The sequence below is a fragment of the Vibrio sp. 10N.247.310.98 genome (assembly GCF_041467395.1).
In the GTDB taxonomy this organism is placed as follows: domain Bacteria; phylum Pseudomonadota; class Gammaproteobacteria; order Enterobacterales; family Vibrionaceae; genus Vibrio; species Vibrio crassostreae_C.
Window position 1 is genome coordinate 20,354 of the sequence record NZ_JBFSUL010000025.1, and the last position, 20,575, is coordinate 40,928.

At 46.5% G+C, this 20,575-nt stretch carries 18 protein-coding genes; 1 reads left to right on the forward strand and 17 read right to left on the reverse strand.

Annotated features, from left to right (window positions below):
* Positions 1 to 105: 105 nt before the first annotated feature.
* The 5 genes from AB6E78_RS11920 to guaB all read right to left on the reverse strand — a co-directional run bounded on the left by AB6E78_RS11920 (position 106) and on the right by guaB (position 8,462).
* A complete protein-coding gene (locus AB6E78_RS11920) occupies positions 106 to 699 on the reverse strand; it encodes an acetate uptake transporter (protein ID WP_010440610.1) in 594 nt (197 codons plus the stop codon).
* Positions 700 to 1,205: 506 nt separating this feature from the next.
* Positions 1,206 to 2,756 (reverse strand): Na+/H+ antiporter NhaC family protein, encoded by a 1,551-nt coding sequence (locus tag AB6E78_RS11925; RefSeq protein ID WP_065584648.1) that lies wholly within the window; start codon positions 2,754 to 2,756, stop codon positions 1,206 to 1,208.
* A gap of 274 nt (positions 2,757 to 3,030) precedes the next feature.
* Complete coding sequence (locus AB6E78_RS11930) at positions 3,031 to 4,743, reverse strand: glycoside hydrolase family 19 protein (RefSeq protein WP_372133664.1); 1,713 nt, start codon at positions 4,741 to 4,743, stop codon at positions 3,031 to 3,033.
* Positions 4,744 to 5,067: 324 nt separating this feature from the next.
* Positions 5,068 to 6,621: a glutamine-hydrolyzing GMP synthase gene (guaA, locus tag AB6E78_RS11935; protein WP_017059729.1), complete on the reverse strand. Its 1,554-nt coding sequence runs from the start codon at positions 6,619 to 6,621 to the stop codon at positions 5,068 to 5,070.
* Positions 6,622 to 6,998: 377 nt separating this feature from the next.
* Positions 6,999 to 8,462: an IMP dehydrogenase gene (guaB, locus tag AB6E78_RS11940; RefSeq protein ID WP_017062496.1), complete on the reverse strand. Its 1,464-nt coding sequence runs from the start codon at positions 8,460 to 8,462 to the stop codon at positions 6,999 to 7,001.
* Positions 8,463 to 8,706: 244 nt separating this feature from the next.
* Here guaB and xseA point away from each other — a divergent pair, with 244 nt between their 5' ends.
* The gene (gene xseA / locus AB6E78_RS11945; protein ID WP_017071855.1) at positions 8,707 to 10,053 is read left to right on the forward strand and encodes an exodeoxyribonuclease VII large subunit; all 1,347 of its coding nucleotides are present in this window, start codon (positions 8,707 to 8,709) and stop codon (positions 10,051 to 10,053) included.
* A gap of 93 nt (positions 10,054 to 10,146) precedes the next feature.
* Here xseA and ureG read toward each other — a convergent pair whose 3' ends face one another.
* The 12 genes from ureG to urtB all read right to left on the reverse strand — a co-directional run bounded on the left by ureG (position 10,147) and on the right by urtB (position 20,574).
* Positions 10,147 to 10,785, reverse strand: a complete 639-nt coding sequence (gene ureG, locus AB6E78_RS11950) for an urease accessory protein UreG (RefSeq protein WP_017062498.1) — start codon at positions 10,783 to 10,785, stop codon at positions 10,147 to 10,149.
* Between the two features lie 46 nt (positions 10,786 to 10,831).
* A complete protein-coding gene (locus AB6E78_RS11955; RefSeq protein WP_017062499.1) occupies positions 10,832 to 11,512 on the reverse strand; it encodes an urease accessory protein UreF in 681 nt (226 codons plus the stop codon).
* Positions 11,513 to 11,554: 42 nt separating this feature from the next.
* A complete protein-coding gene (locus AB6E78_RS11960; RefSeq protein WP_017062500.1) occupies positions 11,555 to 12,151 on the reverse strand; it encodes a HupE/UreJ family protein in 597 nt (198 codons plus the stop codon).
* A gap of 74 nt (positions 12,152 to 12,225) precedes the next feature.
* The gene (ureE, locus tag AB6E78_RS11965) at positions 12,226 to 12,678 is read right to left on the reverse strand and encodes an urease accessory protein UreE (protein ID WP_017062501.1); all 453 of its coding nucleotides are present in this window, start codon (positions 12,676 to 12,678) and stop codon (positions 12,226 to 12,228) included.
* A 77-nt stretch (positions 12,679 to 12,755) separates the two neighbouring features.
* Entirely contained in the window at positions 12,756 to 14,459 is a 1,704-nt protein-coding gene (gene ureC / locus AB6E78_RS11970; RefSeq protein WP_102320706.1) for an urease subunit alpha, read from the reverse strand.
* A 40-nt stretch (positions 14,460 to 14,499) separates the two neighbouring features.
* Positions 14,500 to 14,835, reverse strand: a complete 336-nt coding sequence (locus tag AB6E78_RS11975; protein WP_017069302.1) for an urease subunit beta — start codon at positions 14,833 to 14,835, stop codon at positions 14,500 to 14,502.
* Between the two features lie 11 nt (positions 14,836 to 14,846).
* Complete coding sequence (gene ureA, locus AB6E78_RS11980) at positions 14,847 to 15,149, reverse strand: urease subunit gamma (RefSeq protein WP_004735119.1); 303 nt, start codon at positions 15,147 to 15,149, stop codon at positions 14,847 to 14,849.
* A 133-nt stretch (positions 15,150 to 15,282) separates the two neighbouring features.
* On the reverse strand, positions 15,283 to 16,230 hold the full coding sequence (locus AB6E78_RS11985) for an urease accessory protein UreD (protein ID WP_102394412.1): 948 nt from the start codon (positions 16,228 to 16,230) through the stop codon (positions 15,283 to 15,285).
* On the reverse strand, positions 16,227 to 16,922 hold the full coding sequence (gene urtE, locus AB6E78_RS11990) for an urea ABC transporter ATP-binding subunit UrtE (RefSeq protein ID WP_017062505.1): 696 nt from the start codon (positions 16,920 to 16,922) through the stop codon (positions 16,227 to 16,229). Before urtE ends, AB6E78_RS11985 begins: the two co-directional genes overlap by 4 nt.
* Before the next feature lies 1 nt (position 16,923).
* Complete coding sequence (gene urtD / locus AB6E78_RS11995) at positions 16,924 to 17,766, reverse strand: urea ABC transporter ATP-binding protein UrtD (RefSeq protein ID WP_372111255.1); 843 nt, start codon at positions 17,764 to 17,766, stop codon at positions 16,924 to 16,926.
* Entirely contained in the window at positions 17,763 to 18,935 is a 1,173-nt protein-coding gene (gene urtC / locus AB6E78_RS12000) for an urea ABC transporter permease subunit UrtC (RefSeq protein ID WP_017071842.1), read from the reverse strand. Before urtC ends, urtD begins: the two co-directional genes overlap by 4 nt.
* A gap of 10 nt (positions 18,936 to 18,945) precedes the next feature.
* Positions 18,946 to 20,574, reverse strand: coding sequence for an urea ABC transporter permease subunit UrtB (gene urtB, locus AB6E78_RS12005; protein ID WP_372111257.1), 1,629 nt, complete (start codon positions 20,572 to 20,574; stop codon positions 18,946 to 18,948).
* Position 20,575 lies beyond the last annotated feature (1 nt).

Consider the following 20,575-nt stretch of genomic DNA (forward strand, 5'->3'; position numbering starts at 1 on the left):
TTAATAACGCATAAAAAAGGGGTTAGCTATTTCGGCTAACCCCTTTTGTTTTATTCATAACCAATAAATGGCTTATAACAAACTAACTGTTCCCGAGTTAGAGTATTAAGCAGCGATTTCTTGTGTTGCCATTTGAGGCGCTTTCTTCTCACCGATAGGCAGTACTGTGCGGCCGTATTCGTTGTTGATTACTTGTGCCATTGCAAAGTAGATAGCTGAAGCGCCACAGAAGATACCTTCAAAACCAGCGATAGTACCGATTAGTTCGCTGCCAGTGAAATCACGAGCTGCAAGTAGGAAGAACAAGATAGTTAGTGAACCGAATACTACTTGCTTCGCCACTGGGTAGCATAGAGAGCCGATGAACATGAAGCCTGTGAAGATGCCCCATAGTAGTAGGTACCAACCCATGAATGCTGCAGGGCTTGCAGGTAGGCCCATGTAAGGCATCACGATTAAACCAACCAAAGACAACCAGAATAGGCCGTAAGAAGTAAACGCAGTTGTACCGAACGTGTCACCACGTTTGAAACACATTGTGCCCACGATAACTTGGCTCAAACCACCGTAAAAAATACCCATAGCAAGAATCATTGAATCGATTGGAAAGAAACCTGCGTTGTGGATATTAAGAAGAATAGTGGTCATACCGAAACCCATTAAGCCTAGTGGCGCTGGGTTAGCTAGTTTGGTCGACATTGCGAATTTACCTTATTAAAGTGGTTGATTAAAAAAAAACAATAAAAGTTATCAGAAAATTTTAATCTATAAACCGTACAACTAGGTAATCCAGTTATCGAAAACTAAGATTGTGTAAATGATCTTATGGAAAATTAGTTTCATAACAACGCTAATTAATTCATAGAACCTATAAATGAACAAATTCCCTGTCGCGCTATGAAAAAGATGCGAGTAACGAGATGCGAGATACGAAAAGAGTCTTTAGATTCGAGTAAGCGGGATAAGAGGAGCAGGTCTCGATTGAAGCGTCATTCCAGAATCGAGGGACGAAATATCTGGAATCTCCTCTTCGATATAAGCACGTTTGGCGCACTAAAGAGATTCCCTATCACGTTCGTTCCTCACTGTAGGGAATGACGGAAGTTTGCTTAGATGCAAGTAAGTGAAATGAAGAACAAGAGAGCGAGCTTTTCGTTACTCGTTTACTCGCATCCCGTATCTACTCACTCACCCGTTATCTTAAATTATGCTTGTTGAGCTTTAGACTCAGACACTTGAGATTGAACGTCTGAAGAAGCGTTTTTACTCGCATCGCGCTTGGCTAACAACGTCACGACAATCAACTGAGCAACAAGAGCGCCTAACACAACCAATGCACTTCCCGTAAAGCCTGCGACTACAAAACTAATCAGAGCAATAGAGCCGTTCATCAATGCGTAAGGAAGCTGCGTCTTAAAGTGTTCAAACTGATCACACCCTGCCCCGGTTGAAGAAAGAATCGTGGTTTCAGAAATCGGTGAGCAATGGTCACCAAACAAGCCACCAGACAACACAGCGCCAATTGCGACGAGAAGCGGAGCATCTATCGCAATCGCGGTTGGAATAACCAATGGCATCATTATCGCGAAGGTTCCCCACGACGATCCCGTTGCGAATGAAATGATAGCCGATAATAAAAACGCGACCGCAGGTACTAACCAATATGGAAAGCCGCTCTGTGCTTGCTCAGCAATATAAGCTGCCGCACCCAACTCTTTACCAACGGTGCTTAATGCCCAAGCCAATACCAAGATGATCGCGACTGGCATCATGTTTCCCATGCCTTTTAAGTACACAGAAACACCATCAGACAACTTTCTTACACCGTAGTAAGCCATTAACGAAATTAATGTAATCGCCGCAAAGAAATAAGCCGATGATAACGCCGCTCTAAATGATGAACCTGCGACCTTTTGGAACGGGAAGCCTTGTGGAACCAACATGGCACACAACACCACCAGCATCACTAACAATGGTGCCCAGACAAAAGATGCCTTTGCATTTTTATGCGAGAACGGATTTAGTGATTCGTTATTCACGCCAGAGTTAATTCCCGCCTGGCAATCACGCTCGGCTTTTGCCATTGGCCCAAAGTCTAAACCTTTAACGGACACAAGCGGAACGATGAAAATCGCAAGAAATGCATAGAACTGAAAAGGAATCGCACCGATGAACGCATCCCAATCGGACATGTTGACATTCAACGCCGTGAACTCTTTCTGAATAAGGCTCATGATGTAAACACCCCATCCAATGAAAGGGATAAGAATAGCAACGGGCGACGAGGTTGAATCAATGATGAATGCTAGCTTCTGTCTAGAAAGTTTCAGTTTATCGAAAAGGGGACGAAAAACAGGGCCAACAATTAAAGGGGTGCCTAAGTCTGAGAAAAATATAACGATTCCACCCAACCATGCTGACAATTGAGCTTGGCATTTATTGCTTACCCACTGAGTCACTCGCTTTGCAAACGCGACGCCACCACCGGACTTTTCCATCAATGCGACAAAGCCACCGATGAATACCAACAGCATGATCACACCAGCGTTATAGCTGTCGGTAAGTTGAGGGACTAGGTAACCTTTCACCATGGTACCAAACGTATCAAGCGGGTTAAGTTCGCTAAACATGCCAGTCAGCATTGCAACACCACTCAGCACACCAGCAAAAAGGCCTATCACCACATTCCTTGTCGCCAATGACAACACCAAAGTAATCACAATGGGGATGAGTGACGTGATATCTGTCTGTTCCATAGGTACACCTTAACCCTAAAATAAGAGAATAAATATAAATTAAATTTGAATATAAATTCACAAGCATCATTTGTACAGAACTTTATCCTCTAACTGGATAATTAGTCTTTAAATGCGCTTCAACATAGCCAAATAGACCAATCACCCTGCTTAAATAGCAAAGTTCGAAACGGAAAAAAGCCGAAAGTAGAAACTTTCGGCTTTTGATTATTTATATCGCTATGGTCGTACTACTGAGCTCGTAACTTAGGCCACCTCTTCAGTATTCAAACGATCAATTACAGCTGATTTCATCCCAGAACCAATTCGATTGAACTGGGCTTTCCCAAACACCTGGGCCGTTTTTAGCCACGAAGCACTTACCGTTATGCGTCACTTTATCGCCATTACTCACTTGGCTAACACCGGCTTGCCACGTAATAAATTCAGATGGATCGACAACCACTGGCGGTTCTGTCACAGGTGGTTCAACGGGTGCAGGGTCTACTGGTTCTGGATCGACAGGGGCAGGATCAACAGGCGTTGGATCTGTCACAACTGGTGGTGTTGGCTCGCCCGCTACTAGTTTCCAAGGGCCACCATTGGCAGGGTCATCCCCTTGTGTCCACCATTTCGCTTCATAGGTTGCGCCGTTATGCGTCACTTGGTCACCCGCGTTGTAAACCTTGGTCGCACTCCAACCATTACCACCCGGATCAGTACCAAGATCTACCGGATCCAGCTTATCGACAACTTTCACTTCAGGCCAACTCGCATGAGAACCATAGAAGTTGGTCACACACTTCTCGTAATCACCAGCCACCAGTGCGGAATAAGCCGTTTGGAAACCAACAAGCTCACACTCAAACGAGTAACCTTCTGGGCGGTCTGCGTAGTATTTCCAGTTACCATCCCAGTTGGTGTACAACACATCCGTTGCTCCGTTGAGGTTTAAGCTTCCGTAAGGCGTTTGCTGCCAACAAGTATTAGCTTCATCCGCTTCTACCGGAATTTCATAGTGCGCTGCTAACCCTTCCCAATAACGAATACGGTTAACGGGTTGGCCTTTGTCTTTGTTCTGCTCGCCACATTCAATACCACCATTGATCACGTTGATTGTGGTACCAAAGCCATAACCAATACCCGCATCCAATTCGCGTTGAGATGGCGTCCAAGTGCGGTCGATGACATGCAGCATAGCTGGTTTAGGTGCTTGAGGGGTAAGGAAAAACCAAATAGCAGAAGCTAAGTTCAACCAAGAGTCCGCCACTAAGCCCGGATTGTTGAGAAGCACCGTCGCGTCACCATCAAACATCACTTCAGAGAACGCGCCATAATTAAAATGGTAAGAAAGCTGTTTAGCACCACGTCCGAAGTAGCCCTGTCCCGCAGCACATGGCCAACGGGCATTCTGCCAATCGTTCTGACCACAACCGGTGGTGTAACCTTCTTGGCCTTCAGACCAACCCATTTCGCGAACATGCACCAGCGCTTGCTGCCACTCTTCTAGAGCTAATGGATTATCAGAGGTGTTGTCTATCGCGATATGCCCACCCGTCTCTTGTGAAAAGTGAGCAAAGGCCGTGATGATGGATTTCTTACAGATGGCATCGGAGTCACGGCCATCGGTGTACTCTCCACAGAACGCTGGGAATTTACCGATCGCACGTAAGAAGCGAGTGTAGGTGTATTCTGGCGCTGCCATCTGAGTGAGGAAGTCCCATTCAGATTGAGGGAACACGCGCTCTACACGCTTTATGTTTTCAGGATTCGAGGGGGAACCGGGTTCAATCGCTTCAACGATTGTATTCGGGCGAGTTTGAAGGGCCTGTGACCAGATCGCATACATAGGATCGGATGTTTTCGCTTGTTCAGCAGCTTGTAGAGCCGACTTTTCAACAAGGTAACCATTCGGGTTTTGCGGATCAGGTTGAATGTTCAAAGACGCATGACTTTGCGCTGCTAATGTGCAGCCCAGTACTGTCGCCAAATATTTGATTTTTAACATGATGGATTCTCTTATCTGTCCTTAATAAGTCCATCAAAGAGTATGCTTCACATGTGGAATGGCCTAGCTGTAGCTGTGTGAATTTATAAAAAGTGCGAGTGATCTTTTTGATACATGGCTCAGCACAACAAAGCGTCTCATGGTTTCTTGAGCTGATATCTAGTTTCCAACTCATTTGGTTTCTAGTTATTGTTCATTTGATTTCGAGGTATTGCTCATAAGCCTTTAATGTAATGAATCAATATAATCAATCGAAAAGAAAAAAGCCCCGAACTGAGTTCGAGGCTTAAGATCTTAATCAAAGCTGGTTAAATCTCTAAGAGATTATTCCCACTCGATAGTTGCTGGTGGCTTACCAGAAATATCGTAAACAACACGTGAAATGCCGTTAACTTCGTTGATAATACGGTTAGAAACCTTACCTAGGAAGTCGTATGGTAGGTGTGCCCAGTGAGCAGTCATGAAGTCGATAGTTTCTACGGCACGTAGAGATACAACCCAATCGTACTTACGGCCATCGCCCATTACGCCAACTGAACGTACTGGTAGGAATACCGTGAATGCTTGAGATACTTTGTGGTAAAGGTCAGCAGCGTGAAGCTCTTCAATGAAAATAGCATCTGCGCGACGCAGTAGATCACAGTACTCTTTCTTGATTTCGCCAAGAACACGAACACCTAGACCAGGACCCGGGAATGGGTGGCGGTAAAGCATGTTGTATGGAAGACCAAGCTCAAGGCCGATCTTACGTACTTCATCTTTAAACAGCTCACGTAGAGGTTCAACAAGACCCATTTCCATATCATCAGGAAGGCCACCAACGTTGTGGTGAGATTTGATTACGTGTGCTTTACCTGTCTTAGATGCTGCAGACTCGATTACGTCTGGGTAGATAGTACCCTGAGCAAGCCATTTAGCATTAGATAGTTTCTTAGACTCTTCATCGAAGATATCTACGAATACGTGACCGATGATTTTACGCTTAGCTTCTGGTTCAGCTTCGCCTTCCAGAGCTTTAAGGAAACGATCTTCTGCATCGACTTTGATGATGTTTAGGCCGAACTGGTCACCAAACATATCCATAACTTGCTCAGCTTCGTTTAGACGAAGAAGGCCGTTATCAACAAATACACATGTTAGTTTGTCGCCGATAGCGCGGTGAGCAAGCATCGCAACTACAGATGAATCAACACCACCAGAAAGACCAAGGATAACTTCGTCGTCACCTACTTGTTCTTTAATACGTGCAACTGCATCTTCAATGATTGAAGCTGAAGTCCACAGACCTTCACAACCACATACGTTAAGAACGAAGTTCTCAAGCATTTTCAGGCCGTTTTTAGTGTGTGTTACTTCTGGGTGGAATTGAACACCGAAGTACTTCTTCTCTTCGTTTGCCATTGCAGCGTATGGGCAAGTGTCTGTTTCAGCGATCTTTGTGAAATCAGCTGGAATCTCAACTACTTTGTCGCCGTGGCTCATCCAAACATCTTGAGTAGACTCAAGGTCAGCGAAAAGTGCAGATTCGCCAGTCACTTGTACCGCTGCGTAGCCGAACTCGCGCTCAGTAGACGTTGCTACTTTACCGCCAAGTTGCTCAGCCATAGTTTGCATGCCGTAGCAGATACCGAATACAGGAACACCTGAATCAAATACGTACTGAGGTGCACGTGGAGAGTTCTCCTCCGTTACACTTTCAGGACCACCAGATAGGATGATGCCGTCTGGATTGAATTCACGAATATCCGCTTCTTCTACGTCCCAGCTCCAAAGTTCACAGTAAACACCGATCTCACGAATACGACGAGCTACTAGCTGTGTGTATTGAGAACCGAAGTCTAGAATTAGAATACGTTGGTCATGAATATTTTTAGTCATTGTAAGCAGTCTTATTGGCTATGTGATAAAACGGAGGTGAGTTTACTCACCTCTGATTAACTCTTCAAGAAATAAAGCAAACGTTTTCGTTAGATATCTTTAACCACGTGTTTTGAGACAATCGGACTTTTAACAAAACAGGCGGTAGATATAATACCAATCACAGTAAGTAAGTGTTCAGTAGTAGCGCTGGAAAAAGCTTGAGAACAAGGCTGCTCTATTCAACAAAGAGTTCTGATAAGTAGTTATTCTACAATCAAAAATTCTAACGAAGTTATCGAGGTTTTTAACAAGCTAGGATGACCAGTTATTTACTACGATTGGTATATTAATGTGCCGACTAAATCAGCACATTATTCAAACGTTTGGACGTATTATTAACCTAAACGGTAGTTAGGTGCTTCTTTCGTGATTTGAACATCGTGTACGTGAGATTCTTTCATGCCCGCACCAGAGATACGAACAAACTCAGCTTTAGTACGCATGTCTTCAACAGTTGCAGAACCCGTTAGGCCCATGCTTGAGCGTAGACCGCCCATCTGTTGGTGAACGATCTCTTTTAGACGACCTTTGTATGCGATACGACCTTCAATACCTTCTGGAACAAGCTTGTCTGCAGCGTTGTCAGATTGGAAGTAACGGTCAGAAGAACCTTGAGACATAGCGCCAAGAGAACCCATACCACGGTAAGACTTGTAAGAACGACCGTTGTAAAGAATAACTTCACCCGGTGCTTCTTCAGTACCCGCGAACATTGAACCAACCATCACACAAGATGCGCCAGCAACGATAGCTTTACAGATATCGCCAGAGAAGCGGATACCGCCATCTGCGATTACTGGAATACCGTATTCGTTAGCTACTTCAGCTGCGTCTGCGATTGCTGTTACTTGAGGAACACCAACACCAGTAACGATACGAGTCGTACAGATTGAACCCGGGCCGATACCTACTTTAACCGCACTAACACCCGCTTCGATAAGAGCACGAGCGCCAGCGCCAGTTGCTACGTTACCACCGATGATTTGTAGATCAGGGTATGCAGCGCGAGTTTCGCGGATACGGTTAAGTACGCCTTCAGAGTGACCGTGTGAAGAGTCGATAAGTAGAACGTCTACGCCAGCTTCAACTAGAGCAGCAACACGCTCTTCGTTACCAGCACCAGCACCAACAGCTGCACCTACACGTAGGCTGCCGCGCTCATCTTTACATGCGTTTGGTTTACGTTCTGCTTTGTGGAAATCTTTTGCAGTGATCATTCCAGTCAGTTGGAAGTCATCATTTACAACAAGAACTTTTTCAACACGCGCTTCGTGCATTTTCTCTTGAACTTCTTCACGAGTTGCACCTTCTTTAACAGAAGCAAGGCGAGCTTTAGGCGTCATTACTACATCAACTTTCTTAGAAAGGTCAGTAACAAAGCGAACGTCACGGCCAGTAATGATACCAACCAATTCGTTTGTTTCAGTAACAACAGGGAAACCGGCGAAGCCGTGTTTTTGAGTAAGGGCTACAACATCAGCGATTGTCGCGTCAGGGCTTACAGTTACTGGGTGAGAAACCACACCAGCTTCGTAAATTTTAACCTGGCGAACCATTTCAGCTTGCTGCTCGATTGACATATTCTTATGAATAAAGCCAATACCACCTTCTTGCGCAAGGGCAATTGCTAGGCGTGCTTCCGTAACAGTATCCATCGATGCAGAGATCATTGGGATGTTTAAAGAAATGTTTTTCGTTAACTGAGTGCGAAGATCAGCTGTGTTCGGAAGAACGGTTGAGTGTGCTGGGACGAGTAAAACGTCATCAAAAGTTAAAGCTTCTTTTGCGATTCGTAGCATTTGCAATATCTCACAACAAAGGTGTTAAAAGGAGTAAACCCAACTTTATCGTTTCGCATAATAAAGTGATTTGGATTTGATATTGCAGACGGATTATACGCACGGCGAAATCGCTTGGCTACACATTTTTGTATTTTTAATTTGCATTTACCCCCTTGCTATGTATTATATTGCCGCTATCTTCCATACTCACGCCCTGTGAGATTCCAAGAAAGACCTTCCTTCAAGGAAAGATAGTGCTTCTATGACTAATCCAAACATCTTTACTGTTTCTCGCCTCAACTCAGAGGTTCGTCTCCTATTAGAAAACGAAATGGGAATAGTCTGGCTCGTTGGTGAAATCTCAAACTTCTCTGCACCTGTCTCTGGTCACTGGTACCTCACGCTAAAAGACTCTCGCGCTCAAGTTAAATGCGCCATGTTTCGTGGCAATAACCGCCGTGTGACCTTTAAGCCTCAGAACGGCAATCAAGTTTTAGTCAAAGCTCGCCTATCTCTTTACGAGCCACGCGGTGACTACCAACTGATCATCGAAAGCATGCAGCCAGAGGGTGACGGTAAACTTCAGCAAGAGTTTGAAAAACTGAAGATGAACCTTGCCGCAGAAGGACTGTTTGCTCAATCAAGTAAGCAAGCTCTTCCTGAACACCCAAAACGTGTTGGCGTTATCACATCTAAAACCGGTGCAGCGCTGTTTGATATTCTTGATGTACTAAAAAGGCGCGATCCTTCGCTACCGGTTGTGGTTTACCCGACCATGGTTCAAGGCGAAGAGGCGGCGATTCAGATTGCCCAAGCGATTGGACGCGCTAACGAACGCAATGAATGTGATGTGTTAATCGTCGGCCGTGGTGGCGGCTCACTGGAAGACCTATGGTGCTTCAATAACGAGATCGTAGCTCGCACAATCGCAGCAAGCCAAATCCCGATTATCAGCGCCGTTGGCCACGAAGTGGATGTCACTATCGCTGATTTCGTTGCCGATATGCGTGCCCCAACGCCATCAGCTGCCGCAGAATTGGTTAGCCGTGACAACAGTCATAAAGAGCAAGCTTATGCCTCTAAACGTGCTCGCTTGGTGAGTGCGATTCGTCATGTGTTAATCAAACAAGCACAATCCACTCAAACGTTAAAATACCGCTTGGAGAAACAACACCCTAGCTACCAACTTCAAAAGCAGAGTCAGCAGCTTGATGACCTAGATATGCGTTTGCGTCGTGGTATGACTCAATACCTAAAACAGCATGCACAGCGTGTTGAACGTAAACAGCACCAGCTTCAATTGAACTCGCCAGTGAAACGCCTTGGCGAACAGAAACTGCATCTGCAACGTTCAGAGCAAAAGCTATTGGATGCAATGGACAAGACATTACTAACCACTCGCCACCAGCTCGCTATGGCTGCAGAGAAGTTAGAGACCGTTAGTCCACTGGCAACCCTAAAGCGTGGCTACAGCATTACTCATTCAGAATCGAGCAAGACGGTATCATCGATTAACGATGTCGAAGTCGGTGAAGTGATCACCACTCAAGTTGAAGACGGTGTGATTGAGTCGCAAGTGACCACAAGAGTGACTAAGAGCGAGCTTTAAGTTCGACCTAACGTTTCAAACCAGAAAGCCCTATCGATAATCGACAGGGCTTTTTAGTATCTAACGCTTTCAAAAAACTAACCTATTCCAACCCTACTCAGTAGTAGAAGGCTCCTTCATGGTTAGCATCCCTTCAGTCACAATAAAGTTGATGATGAAGTCTAGCCCTTGGCTCTCTTTGAGGTTGGTGAACACGTATGGCTTGGTTGGACGCATGCGTTGTGTGTCTTGCTCCATCACCTCAAGTGACGCACCCACATATGGTGCTAAATCGATCTTATTGATAACCAGCAGATCAGAACGCGTAATACCCGGACCACCTTTACGTGGGATCTTCTCCCCTTCCGCTACATCAATCACGTAGATGGTAAGATCGGCTAATTCAGGGCTGAACGTCGCACTCAAGTTATCACCGCCACTTTCGACGAATACCACATCGAGGTTCTTATGCAGCTTGGCAAGCTCTTCTACCGCAGCTAAGTTCATCGACGCATCTTCACGGATCGCCGTGTGCGGACAGCCACCCGTTTCAACACCAATGATACGATCCGGTTCTAGCGCTTCTGCTCGCGTGAGTATCTTGGCATCTTCTTGCGTGTAGATGTCGTTGGTTACCACGGCAATGTTGAGCTTGTCGCGAATAGCTTTACATAGCACCTCTAACAGCGCTGTTTTACCAGATCCTACTGGGCCGCCAATACCAATTCGAAGTGGTTGCTTATAACTTTCCATTGTCTACTTCCTTATATTCTTTTTACTATACCGTTCGAGCTGACCGCTACGAACGAAATAGTCGTGTGTATTGTGTTTCGTGCAGTGAACTTGCTAATGCCATTGATGGCGAAAAACTGCCTACCATCCAATCTTCTATCGCGTGGGCCTTTTCGATCACCTCAGGAAAGGTGTTGGTGATATTAATCAATGCCAACTGCCCGTCGGTTTGACCTAAAGGCACCAGTTTCACGCCTGCGGTAACGATATTTTCAAGCCAGCTCCATAAGTAACCTTGCTTGAGGCTTTCTAAATCAATGCCCCAATGCTGAGCCGCCATACACATGCCCAACAATTGGTTTGGGTGACTATCAACAGAGTCCACCAGTGAAATATCGATATCTAAGCGCTTCAACAAAGTATTCAATGCTTGCCCACGCTGTTTCTCTTCCGCTCGCAATTCACTGGTTTCACGGCTTGAGTACAGGTAATTACACCAGTGCTCAATCTCATCGAGTTCACCCTTTTCTAGAGCGTGGTAAAGACGCTCTAATATAGGCAATTCCAAGGTCGCGACACTGGAGTTGACGATGGTGTTGAGCCACTGTTCCATGCTGTTGCGATCGGTCACCCAACCCGCTTCAACCGCTAACTCTAAACCCTGCGAGTAAGTGAACCCACCAATCGGCAATGACGGACTGATCAATTGAAACAGGCGATAGATGGCGACATTTTCTGTTGTGGTCATAACCGTGCCCTCAATTTCCTAGAATCGAAAAAGTCCGAGAGCTTATGCGCCTAACAGTAATAGTGCGCTTGCTGAAGCCACGCCGACTGACAACCATTTAGAGTAAACCGCGCGGCCGACAAATGTACCGATAACCATCAGAGCCAAAGCTGTGATACTCATACCAGTTGCAAACTGAGTTAGGTTACTTGCCGCTTCAACGCCATGCGCATAACCATGGAAAAACAACATACCAATCGAAGCCGCTAATACACTGTTCACTCGCTTAGTCGATGGTGAGAACACGTGCCATAAACATAAGCTGACAACGAATAGAGAAGCGATGATTGCAGGTTCAACAATCACAGAGAAGCCTAGGGCTTGGCCTGCGATAAGCCCTACCACCAAAGACACCAACCCACCGCTAATCAGAGCGGCTTTTGTCTTGGTGGAAAATGAAAGTGCGCCAATTAACAGACCGAAAGCGATCAACATGATCAGGTGATCCATACCAGTCACAGGGTGAGTTAAACCAGACATAAATGAGTGAGACTCATGAACCGAATGCGAACCGTGCCCCGGGTGAGCGAAAGCCATCGTTGATGTTGTTAGAGAAGCTATTGTGAAAGTGCATAAGCCTGCAGCTGTTTTAAAGTTCATCGCGAGTTCCTTGCGTTTATAGTTATTAATATTTGTTGCTATATAAATCGTTTAGTGAGTCATCAATGACTCGATTAATGATGGTGATGATGTCCACCAGAGCGACCGCCATAAGCACCGCCTTCTGGTTCAAACGGTTGTTTCTCAGTGGTCACTTTCGCGCCTAAGCCTTCAACCATTTCATCTAAAACATGGTCGTGTTGATAACGAACCCAACCCGCTTCCACTTGCAGCGGAACATGACGGTTACCAAGGTGATACGCCACTCGCGTTAACAGGAGCAAGTCTTCACAGTAAACAGTCGAAACGGTTTCTGGTGCCGCTTTCACTTCTACGACTAAACCGCATTTACTTGAGAGTTGTTCGCCACCACGCAAGATATGACCTCGTGGTAGAAACAGTCCGGCATTGCGCCCGTCATCGAGCATCACCTTAAGGCGGCTCTTAATGCGGCTATCGATCGGCAGGCTTAAGTAGCCGTCCGGTGCATTTTGTATTTGAGTATTCAGTTGAGTCAGTTCAATCATGCTATTACCTCAATCTCCTTGTGAGATTTATAACGTTCAAAATAGGGTCACTAAAATAAGATTCTTTAGTCAAAGGCTTAGAATAGAAAGTACCGCTGAGCCATTGGCAGCTCTTCAGCAGGCTCACACGTGAGTAGTTCACCATCGGCGCGCACTTGGTACGTCTGAGAGTCGACTTCAATCTTCGGCATCCAATCATTGAGCTTCATGTCGGCTTTGCTGATGTTTCGGCAGTTGCTCACAACACCAATCAAGCTCTGCAGACCCAATTGCTTGTCGATGTTCTGCGCCTTGGCTTCTTTAGAGACAAACAGCATTGATGTGTTCTGACACGCCTTGCCGTAGCTACCAAACATAGAGCGATAGTGAACAGGTTGAGGGGTTGGGATAGAAGCGTTTGGATCGCCCATTGGTGCCATGGCAATCATGCCACCTTTCAAAATCACGCTGGGCTTCACACCAAAAAAAGCGGGCTTCCACAACACTAGATCAGCTAACTTCCCTGCTTCGATAGAACCGATTTCATGAGACATGCCATGCGTGATAGCAGGGTTGATGGTGTACTTAGCGACATAACGTCTTAAACGAAAGTTATCGCTGTAATCAGAATCTTCTTTTAGGCTGCCACGCTGAACTTTCATCTTGTGCGCGGTTTGCCAAGTTCGAGTTATTACTTCACCCACTCGCCCCATAGCTTGTGAATCCGAAGCGATCATCGAGAACGCGCCTAAGTCATGAAGAATGTCTTCTGCGGCAATGGTTTCACGGCGAATACGCGATTCGGCGAACGCGACATCTTCAGCAATCGATGGTGAAAGGTGATGACACACCATCAACATATCCAAATGCTCATCGACGGTATTGATAGTGTAAGGACGTGTCGGGTTAGTTGAGGAAGGCAGAACGTTCGGTTCACCTGCTGCGCGAATAATATCGGGAGCATGACCACCGCCTGCACCTTCGGTGTGATAGGTATGAATCACGCGATCACCGATTGCACCAAGTGTCGATTCAACAAAACCCGATTCGTTCAATGTGTCTGTGTGAATCGCAACTTGTACGTCCATCTCGTCAGCAACACTCAAGCAAGTATCGATTGAGGCAGGGGTTGTTCCCCAGTCTTCGTGCAACTTCAAACCCACAGCACCCGCTGCCACTTGTTCACGCAATGCTTCCGGTTGGCTCGCATTGCCCTTACCTAACAAACCAAAGTTCATTGGGAATTGGTCGAGTGATTCCAACATACGGTGCATGTTCCATGGACCCGGTGTACATGTCGTCGCGTTAGTCCCTGTGTTTGGCCCCGTACCACCGCCTATCATGGTCGTAACACCAGATGCTAAGGCTTCTTCAATCTGTTGCGGGCAGATAAAGTGAATATGTGAGTCGATACCACCCGCGGTGAGAATCGAGCCTTCACCTGCCAAAATTTCCGTGCCCGGGCCAATTACTATATCGACGCCCGGCTGAACGTCTGGGTTACCTGCTTTGCCTAAAGCTTGAACTCGGCCGTCTTTGATGGCGACATCGGCTTTTACGATGCCCCAATAATCCAACACAATCGCATTGGTGATCACCAAATCCGGTGTTTCGGCGCTTGGACGTTGGCTTTGTCCCTGTCCATCACGGATCACTTTACCGCCGCCAAACTTCACTTCATCACCGTATACGGTGTAATCCTTTTCAACTTCTAGCCATAAATCGGTGTCAGCAAGACGCACTCGGTCACCGACTGTAGGCCCAAACATTTCGGCATAAGCCTGTTTGGATATCGTCGCCATGATCAATCCTTTGTTGTTTTAATTCTTTCTATGGGAGCGCTTAGAGCTTGCCCATCACCTTTCCTTGGAAGCCATAAATCTCTAACTTACCGGCATAACGCACTAACTCGACGCTACGTGACTGACCCGGTTCAAAGCGGGTTGCAGTACCCGCAGGAATATTGAGTCGAAAGCCTTTAGTAGCTTCTCGGTCAAAGATCAGCGAAGGGTTTGCTTCATAGAAGTGGTAATGAGAGCCGATTTGCACGGGACGGTCGCCTATATTTTGAACCTTTACGGACGTCGTGTCTCGGCCTTCGTTTAGAGTGATATCACCGGGAGCGGTTTCGACTTTTCCGGGCACTAAGCCTGAATATTGTTTGGTGGATCCAGCCATATTTCTTCTCCCTACACGATAGGTTCATGAACGGTCACCAACTTGGTGCCATCGGGAAAAGTCGCTTCGACTTGTACATCTGGGATCATGGAAGGGATCCCCTCCATAACGTCATCGACGGTAAGCAGTGTGCGTCCAAAATCCATTAATTCTGAAACGGTTTTACCCTCGCGGGCACCTTCGAGAATGGCACTGCTGATCAGTGCGATAGATTCTGGGTAGTTGAGCTTTAAGCCTTTTTGTTTGCGCTGCTGTGCCAGCATTCCTGCGCAGAAGATAAGTAGCTTATCTTTTTCTCTTGGTGTTAATTCCATTTAGCCGCCCGCTGTTAGTGTTGTTTTCTTATTGCTCAAAAACGCATGAGCAGTAAGTGGGATTCAATCACAGCAAGCTTGAAAAAATGCACCTAGGGTCGGAAGTCACCCTAGGTACAAAAAGGGCTAATCGCTAAGTCGCCCAAATCCTTGGTAAATCAGGAGTCGTACCACATAAATGAGAGCGAGTTGCTTGCCATATCTGACCAAAGGCCTGGAGGATATCTTCACTCCAATTACCCAAGGCTCGCACCACAATCAATCCTTCTATCTGAGTCGCGCCCAATATTAATGTGGGTTCACTCGACATTTTTGATGTAACTGATTGCTGTGAAGCTTGCTGTGTAATAGATAAGAGCAAGCTCTGTACCAACTCTAAATCTTGCTTCTCATTTGAAGTGATATAAAAGGTTCCCATCATTGAATAATCAAGTAACCCCATATTTATCATTAACTTATCGCCACCATGAAAATTAAAGCCTTCAGTCAGAAGCCTTTGATTATCAAGATAGATTTCTGTTTTCCCAACGAGATGACCATGCTCGAATCCCTCATTCTGTGCAGGGCGTCCAAAACAGTGCATCTCCCAACCCCAAAACTGTGCACCCTTTTCTAGGCGAATTTCAGTATCTAAACGAACGTGTGCATTCGGGAAAAAGATGTTCTCTTGCGGCATCCATTCCAAGCGTGCATCTTTCTTCACTCGTAGGGTCTGCTTCTGCTTGGCGTACTTGTTGTTTGAGCGATAAAACTTGGTCGCACCGGGTGTGGTGATCAACGCATGCGCACCGCTTTCGATGGTCGCTTCAATATTGAGAGTGTCACCACCTACCACTCCGCCGGGGGGATGGAGTAAATAGGTGTGACACGTTTCCCCATCAGGATACAGGGGGCGTTGCACCGCAAGCGGACCAGACTGCTGACGATTCTTTAATACGGTTTTATCACTGCGGTCGACAAAAGTGAGGTTTAAACTCGCTTGCCAACCATCACGAATATCTTGTTCGATGGTCTCATTCAAAGATAAAGCTTCTACTAAAGAAGCCTTGCTTACTTCATTCGGAGAAAAGAGAGAATTCATACGGTTAGGTACTCCTTTATCAAGGACTCATCGAGCCCTGTCATTTCACCTTCTGCCACTTGGCGTCCACGGTCGATAATGCAAAAACGGTCACCGACCTTTCTTGCAAACGGCAGCTTCTGTTCAACCAACAGAACCGTGAGCCCCATTTTCTCGTTGAGCATGCGAATGATGTCGCCAATCTCTTGCACAATATTGGGTTGAATACCCTCCGTCGGCTCATCCAAGATCAATAGCTTTGGATTAACCACCAGCGCACGCCCAATCGCTAGCTGTTGCTGCTGGCCACCCGATAAATCACCACCGCGACGATGTAGCATCTCTTTTAACACTGGGAAAATATCGAAGATGAATTCAGGGATCTTGCGGTCACCCTTTTTACGAATCGGTAAACCGACCTCTAGATTTTCTTGAACAGTGAGCATTGGGAAGATCTGGCGACCTTGCGGTACATAGCCGATCCCTTGGCGTGGACGGTCCTCGGCATCGGTTTTCAAAAGTGACTCACCCGATAAGGAGATGTCACCGCTTTCAACCTTCACCAACCCCATAATGCATTGCAGTAAGGTGGTTTTACCGACACCATTTCGCCCCATTAGCACCGTGCATTTACCTTCTGGGATCTGCATATCCAAATCCCACAGCGTGTGGCTCTCACCGTAATATTGATTAACTGATTTAACCTCTAACATCCTATTCTCCGAGATAAACTTGTTTAACTTCAGGGTGAGCCTGCACTTGATCCATAGTGCCTTCAGCCAACACATGACCTTGATGAAGCACGGTGACATGGCTGGCGATAGAACGAACGAAATCCATATCGTGTTCAACGACCACAACCGAGTGCTTACCTGCCAGTGAGTTAAGTAACTCAGAGGTGCGATCCATTTCTTGGTGAGTCATACCTGCCACGGGTTCATCCACCAGCAATAGCCTAGGGTTTTGCATCAATAACATGCCTATCTCTAACCACTGTTTCTGACCGTGAGACAGGTTACCTGCCACATTCGCCGCTTCGTCTTTAAGGTGAATAAGCTCTAGTACCGAGGTGAGTTTGTCTTTCTGCTCGCCAGACATCACGGCAGTGAAAGTTGCCCACACCGAGCGATCACCTGCCATGGCTAATTCAAGGTTCTGCCACACAGTTAAACATTCAATCACGGTCGGCTTTTGGAACTTACGCCCAACGCCTGCGTTAGCAATTTCAGCTTCGTTCATCTTGAGTAGATTGATGTTCGAACCTAACCACACTTCGCCAGTATCTGGCTTAGTTTTCCCGGTAATGATGTCCATCATGGTTGTTTTACCTGCGCCATTAGGGCCGATGATGCAGCGTAGCTCTCCCTCTTTGATGTAAAGGTTGAGGTCGTTTATCGCTTGGAAACCATCGAAGCTTTTGTTGACGCCTTCGACATACAACAGCACGTTATGTCGAGTATCTATGGCAGGATGAATATCGGGTTTGAGGTAATCAAAGACTTCGTCTCGACGAGTGAACGCCTGAACCGATTCCTTTACGCTATTAAATGTGGTCATGCGATCACCTCCTTGGCCTTGTGCTGATCATCCTTATCTTTATCTTGGTTTTTCCCATTTGATGCCTTGCGCAGCTGCTGCCACTTTTCACTGACAAAGCCAATCACACCTTGTGGGAAGTACATGGTTGAGAGTACGAATAGTCCACCCAGAGCAAACAGCCACACCTCCGGGAACTCAACCGTAAACCAACTCTTGGCGTAGTTGATGATCAATGCACCGACAATGGCACCAAACAGAGTGGCACGACCGCCTAAGGCTACCCAAACCACAATCTCAATCGAGTTAAGAGGAGCAAATTCTCCCGGGTTAATGATGCCAACTTGAGGGACATATAAAGCCCCAGCAATACCAGCAATAACCGCTGAAAGAACGAAGACCCACAGCTTGATGCCATCGACGTCGTAGCCCATAAAGCGAGTACGTGACTCTGTATCACGAATCGCCAGTGCCACACTACCTAATCGACTGGTCACCACCATGCGACAAGCTATGTAGCTGAGAATAAGCGCAATACCAGTCGCGACAAACAGACCTATCTTGACCGCATCACTCTGTAAGCTCAGGCCGATGATGTCTTTGAAATCCGTCAGCCCGTTGTTACCACCAAAGCCCATCTCGTTGCGGAAAAATGCCAGCATCAATGCGTAAGTTAACGCCTGAGTCATGATAGAAAGGTAAACCCCTGACACGCGAGAGCGAAAAGCCAGATAACCAAACAAGTAAGCCAACGCGCCCGGCACCAACACCACCATCAAGCAGGCGAACCAGAACTGATCAAAGCCCTGCCAAAACCACGGCAGCGCAGACCAATCAAGGAACACCATGAAATCTGGTAAGACTGGATCACCATAAACCCCACGGTCACCAATCTGACGCATCAAGTACATGCCCATCGCATAACCACCAAGCGCAAAGAAAGCACCGTGACCAAGACTCAAGATTCCGAGATAGCCCCACACTAGATCGAGCGCCAACGCCAACATTGCGTAGCTCAGGTATTTGCCCATTAGTGAGATAGTGAAAGTCTCGACATGAAGCGGGTGCCCACTTGGTAACATGGTGTTAGCCAGTGGGATAAGAATGACGGCCGCAAGAATGGCAAGGATGGTCAGTTGGCCACCTTTGTCACCACGCATTGCCGAAAGTACAAATGATTTTGACTGCATGATGTTGTCCTTAACCTTCAGCCGCACGACCACGTTGCGGGAAGAGTCCGCGTGGGCGTTTTTGAATAAACAGAATGATGAAAACCAGTACCAGAATCTTGGCGAGAACCGCACCAGCCCATGGTTCTAAAATCTTGTTGAAAAGACCAAGGCTTAAGCCAGCGACTAGCGTGCCCCATAGGTTGCCAACACCGCCGAATACCACCACCATGAATGAGTCGATGATGTACGCCTGTCCCATATTAGGGCCAACGTTGGTCAGTTGAGACAGTGCCACGCCTGCAACACCCGCAACGCCAGAGCCTAAACCGAAGGTCATCGCATCAACTCGCTCTGAACGAATACCCATCGCACGAGCCATGCCACGGTTTTGAGAAACCGCACGAACCTGCAAACCTAGTGGTGTCTTTTTCAGAACCATTAATAAGCCCATAAACACCAAACCACAGAAGAGAATGATGTAAAGGCGGTTGTAGGTCAGGGACAACATTGGGTTTAATTGAAGTGCTCCAGACATCCATTCAGGCGTGCTCACTGAGCGGTTCAAAGGAGAGAAAATAGAACGAACAGCCTGCTGCAAGATTAAGCTAATACCAAAGGTCGCGAGTAAGGTTTCCAATGGGCGACCATAAAGATGACGAATCACACTGCGCTCAATCGCAATGCCCACTAAGCCAGAAACAATGAATGCCGCTGGAATGGAAAGTATCAGCGCTAGGCCAATATGATTCGGCATCAACAACTGCAATACATAGGTGGTGTAAGCGCCAATCATGATCAGCTCACCATGAGCCATGTTGATAACGCCCATCACACCAAAGGTAATCGCTAAGCCAATGCCTGCCAGTACCAATACCGAGCCTAAGCTCAAACCGAAGAATACGGTCTCTACACCCGAATAGAGTGCTTGGCTTTGTTGATAGCTATCCATCGCACGTTCTGCTGCAGCGGTAATGCTTGGATCTTGCTCAGTGTTTAACAGTTGATTCAGTGTTTTCAGAACCACCGAGTGTTTGAAGTCACCAACTCGTTCAATTGAAGCCACACGATCTTCAATGGTGGCACTGTTATTAAGAGAAGTGGCAATCGCTAACGACAAATCCATTAGCTCAGCTACTTTGCCATCTGATTCATTGGCTCTGAGTTCAGTTAGTCGTTCGATAATGTCAGCGTCTTTGGTTCCTAACAAATCCAAAACCGCCTTATAACGCACATCAGGGTTGCCGCTGTTCAGTCCAATCGAGGCTATTTCCCCGCGTAATATCCCGCGAAGTTTGTTATTCACACGAACCTTTTTAAACTGTCTCGCATTCTCGATATTAAGCGTTGAATCATCCCATACTGACTGAGCTGACGTCGCTGTTTTGATACTTTGAATGAGGTAGAGCTGTTTGTACTGCTCGCTCTGTTTCTCATTGAAGTAGTAAAGGTTTCCGTTTAACCAGCCATCTAAAATAGCTTTCGACACGTCTCCCGTTTGCGTCTCAATCACCCAATCGATAGCTAATTCTTTATCCGATGTTTTCTTACCAACTAGCGCCTTGGTAAAGCTAGCTTCATCCGTTATTCCAGCAAAAGCCAACTGAGCACTGACTGCCATGAGCAACAGCGCTTTAAATACGTTTAATACGTTTTTCATC